This is a genomic window from Kibdelosporangium phytohabitans, from assembly GCF_001302585.1.
In the GTDB taxonomy this organism is placed as follows: Bacteria; Actinomycetota; Actinomycetes; order Mycobacteriales; family Pseudonocardiaceae; genus Kibdelosporangium; species Kibdelosporangium phytohabitans.
Genome location: NZ_CP012752.1, coordinates 1,835,374 through 1,852,272, shown reverse-complemented (window position 1 = coordinate 1,852,272; position 16,899 = coordinate 1,835,374). Strand labels below are relative to the sequence as shown.

Sequence of the window (16,899 nt, the reverse complement as noted above, 5' to 3'; positions counted from 1 at the left end):
GCCGCTGGCAGAAGTCGTCCCCAGAAGCCAGCCCATCACCGTCCAGCAACGCGGTTCGCCCCGCGCACGCGAGGATGGCCCCGCGTTGCCGGAGGTACTCCGCGGCCGCGTCCGGTTCGCCCCGCGCACGCGGGGATGGCCCCGCGCCCCAGTTGTCGCTCACCGCGCTCCTCCCGTTCGCCCCGCGCACGCGGGGATGGCCCCGGCCCGGGATAGGCCATCCGGCACCGGCGGCAGTTCGCCCCGCGCACGCGGGGACGGCCCCTGGATCTGGGTTCGAAGGTAAAGCACGCTGGCGTTCGCCCCGCGCACGCGGGGATGGCCCCAGTTGGTAGACGTAGGACCGTGAGAACTTCCTAATCCCCCGCGCACGCGGGGATAGTCCCGACCTCATGCTCGACCGCTCGACCGCCGCGAATGTTGTTGAACCGACCTCACAAGAGGGATCGAGCCGCTTGGCCCGCCCGGTTGGCCGGGTACGCGGTGGTGTGAGTGTTGGGGCCTCAAGCCGATGGTGCCGGTTCGGTGCGCGCCATCCATTCTGTGATCAATTCTTTTGATGCAGGTTTGTCGGTTGACGTGAGTGATGCCTGAGCGGCGACGAGGGTCGAGGCGTGGATCCCGTCGTGGTTTGCGGGGATATGGGGCGGGGCGAGGATCAGCAGGCCGTCGCCGCGGTCTTCGCGGTGGCATTCGTCCCAGTGGATCAGACCAGCTCAGACAGCAGGTCGTCGACCTGCTGCGCGGTGGCGCCGGGAAATCCGCACCGATCACCTTGACCAGGTCGCCGAACAGGACCGGCTCGCCAGCGGCCCGAAGCGCCGTGCGCACCGGTCCGGTATGGGTGACGGACGACTCCAGCGCGGCGAACTGCCCTGATCGAGAGTCGCGCGGCGGTCCGGCGATCACGACACGATCGCCGCGCAGTTCTGTTCCGCCCGCGAAGGCGAACAGGCCAGGCTCGCAATGGACAGGGCGTTCTCCCCTTCGATCACGCCGTCCTATGCCCGCCGGTTGATGCAGGCGAGTAGATGCGTGTGGTTCCGCACCGACAACGAATGTCGCGTGTTAGACGCTACCAGGGCGCGGGTCGTGCCAGGTTTGCGTTGAGAGCCGCCACCAGAAACTATTTTACCCAACTGCAAATACCCCAACTATCTACTTCATTATACCCCTTATCGCTTTCATCTACCTCCACGGAGCCTGCGGCTAGATATCCCCGATAGCCCATACCTCGCAACATGAAGATGTTCTGTGAACCACTCAAAACTCCGCCCTCTTGATCAATAAGTCCATTCACCTCCCCCAGCGAAGATTGCTCCACAATAAGCCCATCCATGTACACTGGAATATTCATCCACTCGACGTTGATAAATGCTACATCCACTCGAACCGTGCCAGATGATTCCTTACCTGCACGCAAGAGCAACATAGAGTGACTAGGCACATACGCCCATATACGGAACTTTCGATCCGGCAGGTGAACCAGACTCTCCGAACACATAGACACTCAATTCTTGAACGGGTTAGGAATCTCTCTACCTTCAAGCCTGAACGTTACATCGCCAAGCTTGCCAGCGTCATGCAGCTTGAAAAGCTCCCAGTTGGTCACGTTACCATACCTAGGCCCCATCTTTCCAGCCTCTATCGTAAGCTCGAGCTGAGCCTTCAGGTTAACCCCGGAAGGAATCATACCGTCAAGACTGAAAGTAAATTTTGATCCATTTCTGATCGCTTCCTCAAAAGCGGCAGTCGCTTTGGACGGCGGCAGGTCCATGAAATGCTTCAAGCCAAGCTGTTCGGCCTGCCTAGACAAACCTCTACCCAGTCCAAGCAAGTACGCTTCTTGCGCCACTCCGCCAGCAGCACCGGCACCCGTGCCGACGGACCCGCGAATGGCGATCCAGGCCGCCAGGGCCTCGCCGAACAACCCGGCTGCGTATCCGAGCACTGCTCCCCTGGACGCTGCTAGTGCGGGATTCTCGCCGGTGAACTGGCTGTTGGTGGCTTCTTGAACGGCGCCGCCCAGGGCGATACATCCGAGGGTGCCGAACCCGGCTGTGACGAGTTCGCATCCGGCGATGGCAAAGAATCCGCGTACGATGCCGCAGATGGCGTCGTCGCATCCCGTCGGGGTGTATCCGGGGATCGGCTCTAGCAGAGATTCCTGCCCGGCGTAGGGACGGCCTTCGGCGTCGAACATGTGGTTCCAGGCGCCGTAGGCGTACTCGTGGGGCGCCAACTTGGACACGTCCACGGTGGGCCGTCCGCCCGGGCCGAGTTTGCTGGGGTAGTAGCCGTTCTCGGTAGGCCATCCCTTGCCGTTATTGCAGCCGTCGCAGTAATTGATCCGCACTCCTTCGGACGGCGCGGAGGCGGAGGCCTTGACTTGGCCAAGAAGGACGGCGTTGTCGACCATGATGCTGTTTTGCAGTTGTTGGTAGCTGTGGTTGACGTCTTCGACCGGTGCGCGGTAGTCGCTGGCGGTTTCGGAGGGCATGTTCGGGGCTGGTGATACGGGTCGTGTGGAGGTTGACCCGTATAGCGGGGTCAACATTGCTTGTGGGATGGGGGCGGGGTTGTTGCGGGCGGCTTGACGGGATGCTCCGCGGGCGGCGATGGCGGGGTCGGGTTTGCGTCCTGGGGCGCCTCCGCCGGCACCGGCTTTGCCTCTGCAGGATTTGGTCTTACATTTGCCGGCCCCACCTCCTCCTCCGCCGCCACCACTGCCACCGTCAGAAAGGCGGTCGGAGATGGTTTTGCATGGGTTGTTGCCTTGGGCGTCCTCGCAGGGGGCGCACGGCGACCTTTTTTTGTAGCCCGGCGCGAAGGCCAGCACGTCGGGATCGCACTCCACATAGCCGTCTCCGCCACCGTCTAGGCCGCCATCGCCACCACCACCACCACCGCCACCGCCACCGCCGGGGTTCCATCGGTCCTTGGTGCCCCTGCAGTCGGCAGGGAACATGCGACACCAAATTTTGTCCCACACGGAGTGGCCGGTGGGGTCGGTGTAGTTGAGGGGTGAGCCGATGCCGTAGCTGTAGCGGTTGGCTTCGCGTGAGGACAGTGTTGCGGAGTCGCGGCTGGTGAAGGCGCCGCTGGCGGGGTCGTACCAGCGGGCGGTCATGTTGACCTGTCCGGTGTCAGGGTCGGTGTAGTCGCCCTGATAGCCGATGGCACGTTTGGCACCACTGGTGGCGAGGGGTTGGCCGAACGGGTCGAAGGTGACCGAATCCGCCAGGGAGGTCAGGCCGCTGCTGGCCGGGTCGAACCCACCGACCAGGTCGCCGTGTTGGTCGGAGATCGTGAGGCGTTTGTCCGTTCCGGAAGTGAGGGCGACGAGTTCGTTGAGCGGGCCGCGGCTGAACTTGCTGGTGCCATCAGAGGCCAACTCATTGCTGGCGCCGCTGTACTGGAACGGAGTGGCGCCTCGGGTGACGACGCGGTCAAGGCCGTCGTAGGTGTACTTAACCGTGCCTTGGCCGGTGAGCCGGTCGAACGAGTCGAAGGTGAACGCTTCGGTGGTGGCGCCGGTAGTTTTGGTGGCTCGGGTGCCGCGCGGGGTGTAGGTGTAGGTGCTGGTGCCGTCGGACAGCAGCCGGTTGCGTTGATCGTAGGTGGCGGCTTTGTCGCCTGCTTGGGTGCGGTTGCCCGCGGGATCCCAGCTGTAGGGGGTGGTCTTGCCGTTGCCGGTCCACGAGGTGAGCCGGCCGAGGTGGTCGTAGCCGTAGGTGTTCTGGCCTGCGCCCGCCACTCCTTGGGTAGTTTTGGAGGTGAGTTGTCCGGCGGGGTCGTAGTCGTAGGTCATGGACGCGGCGGTGCCGACGGTGTCGGTTTTGAGCCGCCCGGCTTTGTCGTAGGTGAACGTGCGGGTGCGGCCGTTGCCGTAGTTGACGTTCGCGATGGCACCGGAGTCGTCGTAGCCGAGGGTTTGGGTGGTGTTGGTGGCCGCGTCGGTGATGGTGCTCAACCGGCTTTTGACATATCCGTAGGTGGAGGTGCCGGCGGCGTCGGTACGGGTGGTGAGGTTGCTGTCGGTGTCGTAGCCGAAACTCGAGGCGCCAGACGGTCCGGCGGTGGTGAGCAGTGCGCCGCGGTCGTTGTAGGTGAAGGTGTTGTCTCCGCCCGGAGCGCTGACGCGGGTGACCTGGCCGAGTTCGTCGTAGCCGGCGACTCGGTCGGCGGTGTTGGCGCCGGTTTCCTTGGTCATCCGGCCGAGCAGGTCGAAGGTCCGGTCGCGGCGGACACCACCGGGTGCGGTCGTGGTGACCGGGTTGGCGGTGGCGTCGTAGGCGACGGTCCAGGTGCGTTCAGCCGGTTGCGGGTGGGCTGGGGTGGCGGGTTCGGTGACGGATTCGGTGAGGCCCCACGCGTTGGTGGTGTAGTGGGTGGAGTTGCCGCGGCCGTCGGTGAACCGGGTGAGCGCGCCGGTGATGTCGTACCCGAACGATGTCTTGATCGTCTCGGTCGCGGAGACCGGCTCGGTCCTGTCGACCACGCGGCCGAGCGCGTCCACGGTGTACTTGGTGGTGTGCTGCAGCGGATTCGTGGTCGAGGTGACGTTTCCGGCGCGGTCGTAGGCGAGTTTGCTTTGGCTGAGCAGTGCGCGGTCCGCGCCGAGGGTGTTGATCGTGGTGAGGCGGCCGGCGAGGTCGTAGCCGGTGCGGCTGGCGCGCCCGAGGCCGTCGGTGGTTTTCACCTGGCGGCCGGCGAGGTCGTAACCGTACTGGGTTGTGACGCCAGTAGAGCTGGTAGCGGTGATCAGCTCCCCAACCTTGTCATAGGTGAACCTACTGGTGGCGCCGCTGGGTGTGGTGCTGGCGGTGACCTGGCCGGCGTCGTTGTAGGTGAGTGTGCCGGTCAGTGTGGCCGGTGTGGGTTTGCGTTCGAAGGTGGTCGCGGTGACTGGGCGGCCGAGGTCGTCGTAGGTGCTTTCGGTGCGGGCGCCGGAGGGGTCAGTCGCGGAGAGCAGTTCGCCGACGCGGGTGTAGGTGTACTGCCACGCGCCACCGGCCTCGCCAGGGGTGTCCGGGTGTGGGGCGGTACGGGACACGACGCGGTTCATCTGGTCGTAGACGAACCGGGACACCGCGCCCTTCGGATCCGTTGTGGCGATGACGTTGCCGAGCGCGTCGTACTCGGTGCGGGCGGTGGCTTTGATCGGCTGGGTCGCGCCGGGCGGGGTGTAGTCCGGGAGGGTGGTTTCCACCGGGCGGCCAAGTTTGTCGTAACCGACCCGGCTGGTGCGGCCGTCCGGGCCGCGCACGTCGGTCGCCTCACCGAAGGTGGAATACCCGGTCGTCGACTCCGCCCGCTTGACCGCGGGTGTGGTGCCATTCTGCTCCACCATAGTGGGTGGGGCGGTTGCCACGACCGGACGGCCGAGTTCGTCGTAGGTGATGTTCGCGGTGTAAGCGGCACGGTTGGCGCCGGGGGCCGTGCCCCTGGGGTCGGTCACGGAGGTGACCAGGCCGCGTTGGTCGTAGGTGCGGGCGGTGACGAGGCGGTCGGCTCCCAGGTGGACGCTTTCGCTGGTTTGCCTGCCCGCGGTGTCGTAGCCGTAGTCGACGATCTCGGCGGAGGCGTCGTTGAACGCGCCGGTGTTGGATTCGTTGCCGGTGCGGGCGACCTGGGTGACGTTGCCGTTGAGGTCGTAGCTGAAGGTGTGGCGCCGTTCCAGACCACCCGGGTCATCAATGCTCGTGGTGATCCGGCCGACCGCGTCGTATTCGAAGGCCGCGGTCTGGCCACCGGCGGTGGTCTGCCGGGTGAGGTGCCCGGCGGCGTTGTAGGCGTTGGTTTTCAGCACGATGTCGCGGGTGGTGCCGTCCGGGTTGTGGAAGCCGACGGCGATGGCTTCGCGGAGGAGGCCGTCGGTGTAGTACCGGAATCTGGTGGTGCGGCCCATCGCGTCGGTTTGCCGCACGAGCTGCCCGGCGAGGTCGTAGGCGAAGGACTGCACGACCAGGTGGTCCTTCGGACCGGGCTCAGCCTGGCCAGGGTCACCGTTCCAGCCGCGCAACCGGATTTCGGAGAGTTTGTTGCGGGCGGTGTAGGCGTACTCGTACTTCACACCGACGGGGTCGACCGACCAAGTGCGGTTGCCGAACACGTCATAGCCGAAGCTGGACTCATGCCCCTCGGCGTTGGTCACCCGTGATACACGGCCACGGTCGTCATAGGCCACAGTGGACACACGAGCGGGGTCGCCGCCGGTGGTGTCCGTGGCCTCCGTCCGTTCAGGCCGACCATCCGGGTCATAGGTGGTGGTCGTGCGCAGTGTGTGCTTGGCCCCCGTCACCGCGTTGCTGGTCGGTGGAGCGGTCACCACGGTGGGCCGTGACAGCTTGTCGTACTCGACCTTGCTGGTTATCCCAGCCTGATAGGCGTCGGAGATCTGCGTGGTCGCGGTTTTGCGGCCGAGCGTGTCGTAGGTGTGGCGGGTGATCAGTCCGGTGGGGCTGGTGACCTCGGCGAGGTCACCGCTTCGGAGGTACCGGTAGCGGGTGATCGCGCCTCGGGCGTCGGTGCTGGTTTTCACCAGGCCGTTGGGTGCGCTTCCACCGTCGAAGGCCGGTTCCCGGTCCTCGTTGTACACGTGCCGGACAACAGCGCCGTCCGCGGTGGTCTGTGTCTCCAGTTCACCGCGGTTGGTGTAGGTGTAGCTGGTTTTGTAGGTGTTGTCGGTCGCGTTGGCAGAGCGGGGGTCACGGGAGGCGATGAGCCGGTCCAAGCGGGGGTCGGTGAGGTTGTCAGTGGTGAAATAGTCGAAATACGCGGTCTGGCAATCCGTGGGAAAGTTCCGGCAGGTCTTGCGGGAGCGGATGTTGCCGCGCTCGTCGTGGATCAACTCCGCGAGGTAGCCGTTCTCGTCGACGATCTGGCTTTGGAAGCCCTTCTCGTCGTAGTGGTAGCTACGCGCGCCTTGCAGCTCGACCGGCGGGAACGAGGTCGGTCCCCCAGTGGTCGGGACATCGCAGAAGACGGGCTCGCCGGGCTTGGGGGTGGTGCAGTTCGGTGGCTTCGGCGGCGTGGTCGGCACAGGAGGAAGGTCTTCCGGCCGGGTGGTCATACCGAGCGGCGCCGCGTAGCGGAGGATGCGACCGCGCACGGGGTCGTAGTCGTAATAGTGCGGCCGGTTGGCCGGGTCAGCGACCCGAATGGTGCGGATGATGTTGTCCGGAGTCCCGGACACCGTGGGGGCTTCGATCTTCCACGTTCCGCCGTTGCGGTCGACGAACTCGCGCAACCGGCCGTTGCCGGTGTCGTACTTCGCCTGCGCGGCGACGCGTCCGCTGGGCAGCGTCACCGACGCGACCTGGTCACTGCCGGCGCGGGCCTGGAAGTGTGCCTGGACCGCGGGCGGGCCGAGTGGGTGCTGGTAGACAGCGACCTCGTCGATCGTGCCCTCGAACTTGCTGTACTTGGCCGGCGCGGACGGCCATCGGGAGGGTGTGCCGGTCTGGGCCATGCCGATCTGGCTGTAGTGGAACCGGCCGTGGTCGATCACGCCCTGCCGGGTGCCGACGACCTGCCCGTCCACGAACAGTGTCTGTGCCACGAGCGATCCGGATAGCACGACGTGGTGCCACTGGTCGTCATTGACCTTGTTCGCGGTCGTGATCGGGTCGACCGTCCCGTGCCAGAGCTGACCGCGCAGCTTGCCGTCCTCGCCGACGTACAACAGTGGCATGCCGCCGGTGTCATCCTGCTCGAACGGTGTCGCTTGAGCACCGAACAGCGCCCCCTGTTTGGCGGTCTTGAACCACATCTCGACCGTCAACTCGCGGGTTTTCTTGACCAGACCGCCTGGCATCTGCGCCATCGAGGTCTGGCCGTTGAAGGCCGCGGCGGAGTTGTCGGTCACGCCCAGAACACCCGGTGCCGCGAGAGTGACATCGCGGTAGGTTGCTTTGTCCGTACCGAGATTGAGCGATACTTCGCTGTTCGCGCTCGTGCCGTCGCGTTCACCGAACCGCCAGTAGGAGTCTGGTTTGGAGTCCAGCACGGCGTTGCGGTAGTACGACCCTGGCGTGTAGGTGTACCGGGTGCAGCCGCCGTTCGGATCACACACACTGGTGAGTCGGTTGCCTTCGTAGGTGTAGGTCCACGTCAGCGCGGCGCCGTTGACCGGATCCGTGGCCACGGTCGCGACGTGGTTGCCGGTCCAGGTGAAGGTAAGTTTCCGTAGGCTCTCCCGGTTGACGACAGTCGCGAGCTTGCCGTCCGTGCCGTAGGTCATCGTGATGGAACGCCCGGCGTTGTCGTAGATGTCGGTGAGTTTGCCGTCGGCGCGGAAGATGTGCAGGGCTGCGTTCTTGTCCCGCAGAGTCCACCCACCACCCGGGACCGGGGCCAGGGTGGCGTAACGCCCTGGTGGTGAGATCAGTCTGCCGCCGTTGGGTTTCCCGCTGGCGTCCAGGTTCGCGCCGTAGCGCACTTGCTGCCCGTCGGGGTAGGTGACGACCGCGTTGCCGGAGCCGTCGCCGTCCGGGACGATGCGCATGTCGTAGCGGCTGGCCCAGCCGGTGCCGAACGCGTTGTCGATGCGGGGGTCTTGGCTGTTGTAGGTGCGGACGACGTTCAACTCGGGGCCGACCGCACCGACGGATGCTTCGACGGCGCTGGTGGTGTAGTTGCCGACCTGCGGGTTGAAGTCACTGGTGTTGCCCGCGTACGGGGCGCTGCCGAGATTCGAGGTGATCTCCGGCTGCGGCACCGCGGTCAACAGGGTGCTGAACGGAACCTTCGGGCTCTCCGATGTCCCGTCGAACGCGAACACCCGCCACTTGTAGTTCTTGCTCCACTCCATCTTCCCGAACGGAACCGTCCAGGTCGGACTCGACTGACGGCCGGACTCAAAACAGTTCTTCTCGTCCTTGTCACAGACCTCGAACCGGTACTGCAGCGACGAATTCGGTGGTGCGTCGACGTCCGCGCCCTGCGCCCACAAGCTCGGCACCAGGCTCGGCGCCGAGTAGCCGTTGGGCGGGTATTGCGCCACCACCGCCGGCGGAACGTCGATCACCTTCAGCGACAGCACCGCGGGCGGGATCTGCTCGTCGGTGAAGAACGCCATTCCCCGCTTGATCATCGTGAACTCGAACAAATACTCGCCCGGCGGGGTTTTACCGATGGCAGCGTCCAGCACGACCGAGGAACCCCGCGCCACCGTGCGCGGCAGCGCGGCGGACTCGCTCCACCCGACGTACTCGATACGCTGGTCGGGATTGTGTCTGAAGTACCGGTAGGCCAAGGCATACCGGCCGGCTTCCCAGTCCTCCGCGCCGAGGTTGGTGACCTCGATCTTGACCTTGCCACCCTGAGTCTGGGTGACCGGCGGATCCGGCACCGCGGAAATGAACCTGTAGGCCGCGTTGTACGGCGTGTGCGTGACCGCCAACCGCGGCGGGTTGGCCGTGCCCGCACCGGTGAACTTCTTCCACCCGAACGAATCCGTCTCCGAGGCCCGTACCGAGAACCCGTGATTTTCCTGCTGGCCGGTCACCCACCGCTGCACCAGATCCCGGCCCCCGTCACCGAGCACGACCGACTCGGTCGCCGTCGGGCACGGCGACTTCGACGACCCACGCGGGATGTAGCCGTGTGCGAAACTCGGGCTGGCGATCGGATCCCCGTAGGCCGGGCCGGGGAACGTGTACTGGTTGCTGGCCGTCCACCCGGCCAACACCGGGTGCACCGTGATCGGACGGGTATTGCACGACCACGAGTGGTAGTTCATCAACGACAGCTGCGCACCGAAGATCTTGTGGTTGCGCAGGGTGTTCTCCACGCCGGGGAACGAGATGTAGCTGGCCGTGACAGCTCCGTCGGCGTGCCCGACTTTCAGGTCCCCGTCGACCCGGCTGAAGCTTTGCCCGTTGCTGTTGCGCTGCACATACATGCTGGTCGCGGCGTCACGCATGTCGATGGGCGGGTCGACGGTCACCGGATAGACACGGCCCGGTGCGTTCAACCACTCCGCGTCCAGGTCCATCCGCAGCGCTTGGCGTCCGGCGTGCTGCTCCAGCCGGTAGGTCACACCGTAGGACGTGGGTGGCTCCCCGGTGTTCTCGTTCACCGGGGACGAGTCGACCATGAACCCACTGGGGACTCTCGCCCTGACCCTGCCCGCACCATCCTTGAGGACCACCTGGCCGTCCACAAGGGACGCGGACAGGCCGTTGGTCGACAGTGGGAACAGCCAGCTGCGGGGGGCTTTCGCCGAGTGCAGGATCAGGTTTTCCTTCACCAGGCCCGGCCGGACCTCCAGACTCAGGTCAGCGTCCGGACGAACACCCTTGTAGGTGACCGTGTTGCCGGACACCGTGCCCTGCACCGGGTTCGCCTCGGCCACACCGAACCCGAGCGTCTGGCCCTCACCCAGATCCAACCGCGCCACATCGCTGTCGCCCGTGGCCTTGCCGACCATCACACCGACCTGGTCAGCACGGTTGCGCCACCCACCAGACTCGTGGGGCACGAGGGTGGAGTCCACCGGTTGCCAACTGCCGTCCGGCAACCGGTAGTTGATCGGCTCTTGGGCGAACTCGGTCGTTTCCGTGCCGTCCGTGTTCTCGTACGTACGCTCATGACGCGTGCGGCGCTCGGGCAGCTCCCGGCTCGTCGCCGCGTCGAAACCACGCACCTGCTTGGTGCTGTGGAGCACCTGGGTGGCGTTGGGCTTCGCCGCCGGGTCCTGGGGCGCGATCGGCGGATACTGCGACTGCAGCGACTGCGCCGCAGCCGTGTTGCCCTTCCCCAGCGCCTCGGGTTCCTGCCCGGCGGCGCTGCCCCACCGCTGAGCAGGCGCAGCGGCCTGCGTGACCTCACCGCTTCCGTCGAACAGGTCAACGATCGACGGACTGACCAGGCTCGCGACGAGACTGACGATCACCACCATCGACAACCAACGCCGTCGGCCACTGTCCGGGTCCGGCAGAAAGCTGTTTTCACGCAGGCGCGTACGCAACACGGCTCAATCCCCTTATTCGCAGGTCGCCGACGATGACTTACCGGGCAGCCTGAACAGGCACATCCACGAAAATCGGCGCGTTCTCCCCGTTCGCCTGCCTGGTCGGCGTCGACGGGTCCGTCCTACGCAGCTTCGGCACATCGGCCTCGTTGCGGAACGCGATCACCCACATGCCCTTGTCAGGCAACGCGACCGCGGTCGGGTCAGTCGAGGACACCTCGTTGCCGTCGGTGATCTCCCGCCACGGCCGATACGCGGGGGACCCCGATGCCTGCTGGCCGGTGTTGTAGATGCGGTTGTCGGTGCCGCGGGCGACGATCTCGATCGTTCCCGTCGGGGACAGCACCGCCGACGGCGGCCCCGCCACCGTCAAACCGGGAATCGCCGTCCACGGCGTCGGCTGCTGACCCGGTCGCGGGGAGCCGATCTGGGTGTAGACCTGTCCGTCCGTGTCACGTGCGAAGGTCTGCACCTTGCCCGCGCCGTTGATGATGGTCGACGCCGGACCGGTGAACCCGCTCCCGCCCAGCGACACCGTCACGGCCGCCTGCAGCGGATGAGAATGCGCGAACCGGCTGTACGTGCCAGTGGTCTTGAGCAGGGTCACCGTGATCTGGCTGCCCGAGGTCATGACCGTCGGCGCCACCTGCGCGTAGCCGTCGCAACCATCCAGCTCCCACGGCCCCAACTCAGCCGTCGCCGTACGCTGATAAGCACGCCACAAACAGCCCTTCGCGTCCACCCCGTACCCGTACACCACCCCACCCGCACGACCCACCGCCACCGGCCCCGTGGTAAATCCACCGACACTGACCGGCGCCGCCCAGTTGCCTGCGGGTGATCCGATCTGCGTGCTGCTGCGCGTCTCCGCGTCTTGCCCAAGCCCGACCAACCGCACACGCCCATCAGCGAGATCCACCGCAGACGGCACACCGGTCAGCCCTGTGAACCCAGGCACGCCCGAGAACCCGATCGGTTTGGTTCCCGACACGTCCTCCGCCTGCGCGTTCACCATGTTGCCGTCATTGTCCACATAGGAGTAGTACAAACGTTTGGCCGCCGTGTACGTCAACGACGCCGCCGCTTTCGGCACCTTGGTAACAGTGGGCCGTGTCGGCGTGCCATCCGGGGTGAGCTTGCACCCGTCGGGCTGGAACTCCAACTGCCAGTCAGCCGGGATCCCACCACCGACATTGTGACCGCTGTCCGGTGTCCACTTCTGATCGCCAAGGTACCGATACCACCGCAACGCCTGGTTGCCGCCCTCCACCATGTACAACACGTCACCGCCCGGCGAGGTGATGTCCGTGGCGCTCTGCCAGCCCACACCGACCTTCACCAACGTGGACAGCCGCTGGCTGACCGTGTCGTACTGCGCCCGGTACAGATCACCGTTGACCTCACGGGCATACACCACCCCCGGCCCCGCCGCGACAACGAAATCGAACCGGCCGCCCCAGTCGTTGGCCAGCACGCGATCGCTCCACGTCTTGGCCACAGCGTCATAGCGGTACAAGTGCAACGCGTTGTCCGCGGCGATCCCGTAGAAGTCGCCACGCTTGTCGACGGTCATCTTGTTGCGGGAAGCGACTGTGCCCCAATAGGTCCAACCGGTCTGGATGACCTCACCGGCGTCCGCCCACGAGTTGCCCAGCCAGTGATACCGGCGAACGTCACCGGTCGGCATGAACAAGTAGACCCACCCATCAGGGCCCACCTTCACGGTGCCGTCCCACCCGGACCCGATCGCCTGACGGCCCGCCCACGACGCGCCCCCGGACTCGGGTTCGTGATGCAGATCGAGATCCATGACCTTGTCCGGCTTGGTCATGAAAATCTGCGGGCTGGCCAGACACTCCAACGCACCCAGCGGATCCGCCGCACTCACCGGTGCCTGCAAAATCGCCGCGTTCACCACCACAGCGGCCACCGCGACAAACCCGCACACAATGCGCGCGCGTAAATAACGAGCCGTCACACGACGCCCCATCGATGTCCCCCCTCAAGGGATTCCAACCCACCCTGGATAACACGCAACACGTGCAGAAACAAAACAGTGAAACGTGCACGAGCTTGCCCGACCAAAGACAACCACCGCAGCGGCCATTCGAGTGGACCCACACTACAGCGAGTAGCAATCTTCGCGCGACGTAACAGCTTCTAGCCCATTCAGAGCTACCGATACGTACACCCAACCGCCACGCGAAAAACGTTACATGACTCGCCACACACATCCATGTGCCGGTTTTGACGGGAATTTCCTTGTTCGAGCCACACGCCATCTTCAGGTCCAGATCTGGCGAGAACTCGCCCCGACGCCCCTGCAGATGAGCGCATACCTGTGGCGAGATGCCGGCGCACTCCCATATCGGTCCACCGACGTCCGCCTGCACCAACGGACCTGGTCAGGACTGCGACAGCGCGTTGAGCTTGTCAGCCAGTTGCTCTGCGGAGATCGACCCGATGTGCTCCGTACTCGTACCGTCCGGACGGTAGAACATCAACGTGGGCGTGCCTTTAATTCGCGCTGTGGTGAAAAGCTTGTCATCGACATCAGCGACGTGCGGAAACCCACTCAGCTTGTAGTCCGCGAACTTCTTCATCGCATCCAGCTTGCCCCAGCCCGTAACACCGAGGAAAGCAACCTTGCCGTCATACGCTTTCGCTGTTTCGGCCACGATGGCGGCATCGCGACGGCACTCCCCACACCACGGCGCCCAGAACCACAACACCGCCGCCTTACCCGCCAAACTCCTACCGTCGAACTCAACACCGTCCAACGTCGTCATCGTGAACTTCAACCTGGTAGGTACGTACGGACTTTTCGATGCCACCGACGGCGACACCGAACCTATCAGTGCCCCGTTTCCCTCAACGGCATTCGACGCCCCACACCCGACCACAAGGAACAAAGACGATACTCCTAACACCGCACGCGCGAAAACTCTTCTCTTCACCGGACCACGGTACTGCCCAGCCCCGACAACGTTTCAACCGGTTTTGCCATAACCACTCGCCCCTGCACACAACGCGCCACGACGGACGGGGCTCCGCCGACGGCACACACCGCGCCCGTGAGCAGCGGACCACACCGAGCCCACGGGCGCCGCACCCGACATCAGGTGATAATGCGGATACCGTTCCACTGCAGGCCAACGACTTTCGACGTAGCCAAGACGCTGAACGCCGTACCATCCGCCGCCGGGCTCCACGTCCCGGTATGCAGATAGACAGTCAGGTCACCATTGGCAGCGACACGCCCGAGGATGTCCGGCTTGTTGTCGCCGTTCACATCGCTGATCGTGAACGCGTTGATGCCGGTCCACCCATAGCTGATCAGATAGTCCTCGCCCATCTCACCGACCATGGTGTCGTAGACGACCACGGCACCGTTCTGCAGACGCAGCACCCAATCAGCCATCCCGTCACCGGTGACATCCACAGCGGCCGCGTCGACGATCGGCGAACTCGTGTGGAACTGGATCATCAGCTCGGCGGGAGCCTGCTTGATCACCCCGTTCACGACAGACGTCTTGTAGAGATAGAAGTCCTCGGTGCCAGACTTCCTGGCGATGATGTCGTCGACCTTGTCATTATTGGCGTCATAGACGAACACCAGATCACTGGCGCCCCAGCCACCGCTGATCAACTGCGCGCCGTTCAACGTGCTGGTCCCGGAGAACGTGCCACTGTGCTTGTGCGCATACAGGTTGTCCGAACCGTCGATCGCCAACACATCCGCAAACGCGTCACCGTTGACCTTGCCCTGACCCACCCACTTCTGACTGCCCCACCCGAAGTTGATCGTCACCGGCGGCCCGTAGGTCGCCGTCGGGTTCGCCGCGCTGTACCCCTTGTTCGGATACACCGTCAAGTTCGCCGGGGTATAGGGAACAGCCAGGATGTCGTCCTTACCTGCGAGGTCGATGTCACCGGAACGACCACCACTGGTCCCGCTCCCCCTCGTCGACACCTCCTGCTTGACGAACTTCTGAAAGACCTTGGCACTCACCTCGACATCAGGCACGTCAGACCCCGGCGCCACCGCAGAGGCGGCCGTCCCGTGCACCACCACACTGACAACCGCAACCGAGACAACCGAACCCGCAACGAACGCACGAACCCAACCGCGTCGTCCGACCTTCCCCATACACGCTCCCCTACCTCACGCCGACAGGGAACAGCCACCACCAGCAGGCTGCCGCCGAGGAAGACTCCGACCCTCCCCCTGACACGAGCACCTCGCCCCGCCCACGTAGTCGTCCACAGAGATCACAACGTTGCGGACTCGACGGAACTTTTCCACCTGAAACCAAAGTGCGGCCCTTCAGACGGCACCTACATCGACCAAACGGACGCCCACACCACGCATGAACCAACGACCTCTACACCTGCGTCATCCACAGCACCGCTCCCAAACGCCCCTCCATCGACCGCAAGCTCCACCCAGCACCGCCCCGGGCTTCCTGCCCCAACTCGCCCTTCGCACGCTCGGTGACCGCTGAACGGGAGCCGAAACCTACTGATCAACGACGCGGAAACACCGATCATGGGACAGACCTCAACCTATTGCCGGCGGCGGCGTGGCTTCCCGTGGTTGTACCTGGTCTCGACCACAACAGAGCTCGTTTACGTGGGCATGGCCGGAGACCACATGGGCGACGAGCGGATACTCGGCGGATATCCGCGTCCGGATGGGGAAGGCTGGCGCTGTGCGAGAAGTTCGGCGCGATGTGATCGCGGCTCCACACGCGACGGCACTGGTCTGGATCGGCGACACCCTCTACGACGTTGCCGCCGGCTGGTGGCCGTTCCCGCTCGACGGATCATCCACGGCCTCGTCGAAGTTCAGCGGATACGGCGACCAGTTCGACGCCGCGACGGTCTCCCCCGACGGGGACATGGTCGCCCTGATCGCCAGCACCGGCACCAAGGCCCTGCTGCTGGCCTCGGACAGCCGTCTCATCCGCGAGGTCAACCGCAGCTACTACCAAGCCGGGGTCTACCGCTACCCGCTGACGCTGTGCACCCTGCCGGACAGCCAGACCGGGTTAGTGCACTGCCCTAGGACTACAACCACCTGGAGATCGATGTCGCCGCGACCGGCGAACGCCTCACCGCCAGCACCGACCGCGAACCCGAAGACTTCTTCCACTCACGATTGGCGGTCTCCCCCAACGGCCGACATCTGCTCAATACCTGCTGGGTCTGGCACCCCTTGGGATGCCTCGCGGTCTACGACCTGACACAGGCGTTGACGCAACCCACGACACTCGACACTGGTGCGACGTGCTCACACTGCCCGGACTCATCCAGGACGAGATCACCGGCGCCTGCTTCGTCAACGAGGACGTCGTGCTCACCACCGCCGCAGAGCCGAACGACCCCCCACAAGCCCGAGGAGCCGACCACCACCATGCTCGCCGCGCCCCTCATCGGGGCTGCCCGGCACATACCCACACCCGTCCGCCACCCAGCACGCTCGAGCCAAAAGTGAATGTAAAACATTGTTCCGGTTGTTAGAATCCCTGGTCAAGAAGTGTCGTCCCCGCGCAGGCGGGGCTGTTCCACGACTTTGGCCACGCACGCTGGCCGCTCTCCGGTCGTCCCCGCGCAGGCGGGGCTGTTCCGCGAAGCAGGTGCTTGATCATCCTGGTCTTGACGTCGTCCCCGCGCAGGCGGGGCTGTTCCGGCCAACTCGAGTGACGTTGTCGTAGTCGAGATGTCGTCCCCGCGCAGGCGGGGCTGTTCCAGCGCCGGTCGCTGGCAGACTCGGCCGCCCGCGGTCGTCCCCGCGCAGGCGGGGCTGTTCCTTCGTCGAACGGGTCGTCGCCGAAGCTGGAACCGTCGTCCCCGCGCAGGCGGGGCTGTTCCACTGCACGTCGTTGTCGAGCTGCCGCACTTTGCGTCGTCCCCGCGCA

The 16,899-nt window shown here is 65.0% G+C and carries 7 protein-coding genes and 2 CRISPR repeat arrays (1 of these 9 only partly in view); of the genes, 1 reads left to right on the top strand and 6 read right to left on the bottom strand.

Going from position 1 to position 16,899, the window contains the following annotated elements; translation table 11 throughout:
• Positions 1-52: 52 nt before the first annotated feature.
• A CRISPR array of direct repeats spans positions 53-325; the repeat unit is 28 nt.
• 65 nt (positions 326-390) lie between these two features.
• From AOZ06_RS62455 to AOZ06_RS08440, 6 genes are all read right to left on the bottom strand, one after another.
• A complete protein-coding gene (locus AOZ06_RS62455) occupies positions 391-927 on the bottom strand; it encodes a lantibiotic dehydratase (RefSeq protein WP_470303355.1) in 537 nt (178 codons plus the stop codon).
• A gap of 199 nt (positions 928-1,126) precedes the next feature.
• Positions 1,127-1,432, bottom strand: a complete 306-nt coding sequence (locus AOZ06_RS56020; RefSeq protein WP_157232918.1) for a hypothetical protein — start codon at positions 1,430-1,432, stop codon at positions 1,127-1,129.
• Positions 1,433-1,510: 78 nt separating this feature from the next.
• Entirely contained in the window at positions 1,511-10,978 is a 9,468-nt protein-coding gene (locus tag AOZ06_RS08455; protein ID WP_157232917.1) for an RHS repeat-associated core domain-containing protein, read from the bottom strand.
• Positions 10,979-11,015: 37 nt separating this feature from the next.
• Complete coding sequence (locus tag AOZ06_RS08450) at positions 11,016-12,956, bottom strand: tachylectin-related carbohydrate-binding protein (protein WP_169798880.1); 1,941 nt, start codon at positions 12,954-12,956, stop codon at positions 11,016-11,018.
• Between the two features lie 427 nt (positions 12,957-13,383).
• Positions 13,384-13,767 carry a TlpA family protein disulfide reductase gene (locus tag AOZ06_RS08445; RefSeq protein WP_157232916.1) on the bottom strand — a complete coding sequence of 128 codons (384 nt, stop codon included), beginning with the start codon at positions 13,765-13,767 and terminating at the stop codon, positions 13,384-13,386.
• 329 nt (positions 13,768-14,096) lie between these two features.
• Entirely contained in the window at positions 14,097-15,128 is a 1,032-nt protein-coding gene (locus AOZ06_RS08440) for a hypothetical protein (RefSeq protein ID WP_157232915.1), read from the bottom strand.
• Between the two features lie 562 nt (positions 15,129-15,690).
• Between AOZ06_RS08440 and AOZ06_RS56015 the strand changes: the two genes are divergently transcribed.
• Complete coding sequence (locus AOZ06_RS56015) at positions 15,691-16,224, top strand: hypothetical protein (RefSeq protein WP_157232914.1); 534 nt, start codon at positions 15,691-15,693, stop codon at positions 16,222-16,224.
• Positions 16,225-16,519: 295 nt separating this feature from the next.
• A CRISPR array of direct repeats spans positions 16,520-16,899; the repeat unit is 28 nt; unit sequence GTCGTCCCCGCGCAGGCGGGGCTGTTCC; it runs 316 nt beyond the window's last position.

Bases quoted from the DNA above. Each gene is read 5' to 3' on its own strand.
- AOZ06_RS08445 (WP_157232916.1), bottom strand. From the start codon at position 13,767: ATGACGACGTTGGACGGTGTTGAGTTCGACGGTAGGAGTTTGGCGGGT.
- AOZ06_RS56020 (WP_157232918.1), bottom strand. From the start codon at position 1,432: ATGTTGCTCTTGCGTGCAGGTAAGGAATCATCTGGCACGGTTCGAGTG.
- AOZ06_RS08440 (WP_157232915.1), bottom strand. From the start codon at position 15,128: ATGGGGAAGGTCGGACGACGCGGTTGGGTTCGTGCGTTCGTTGCGGGT.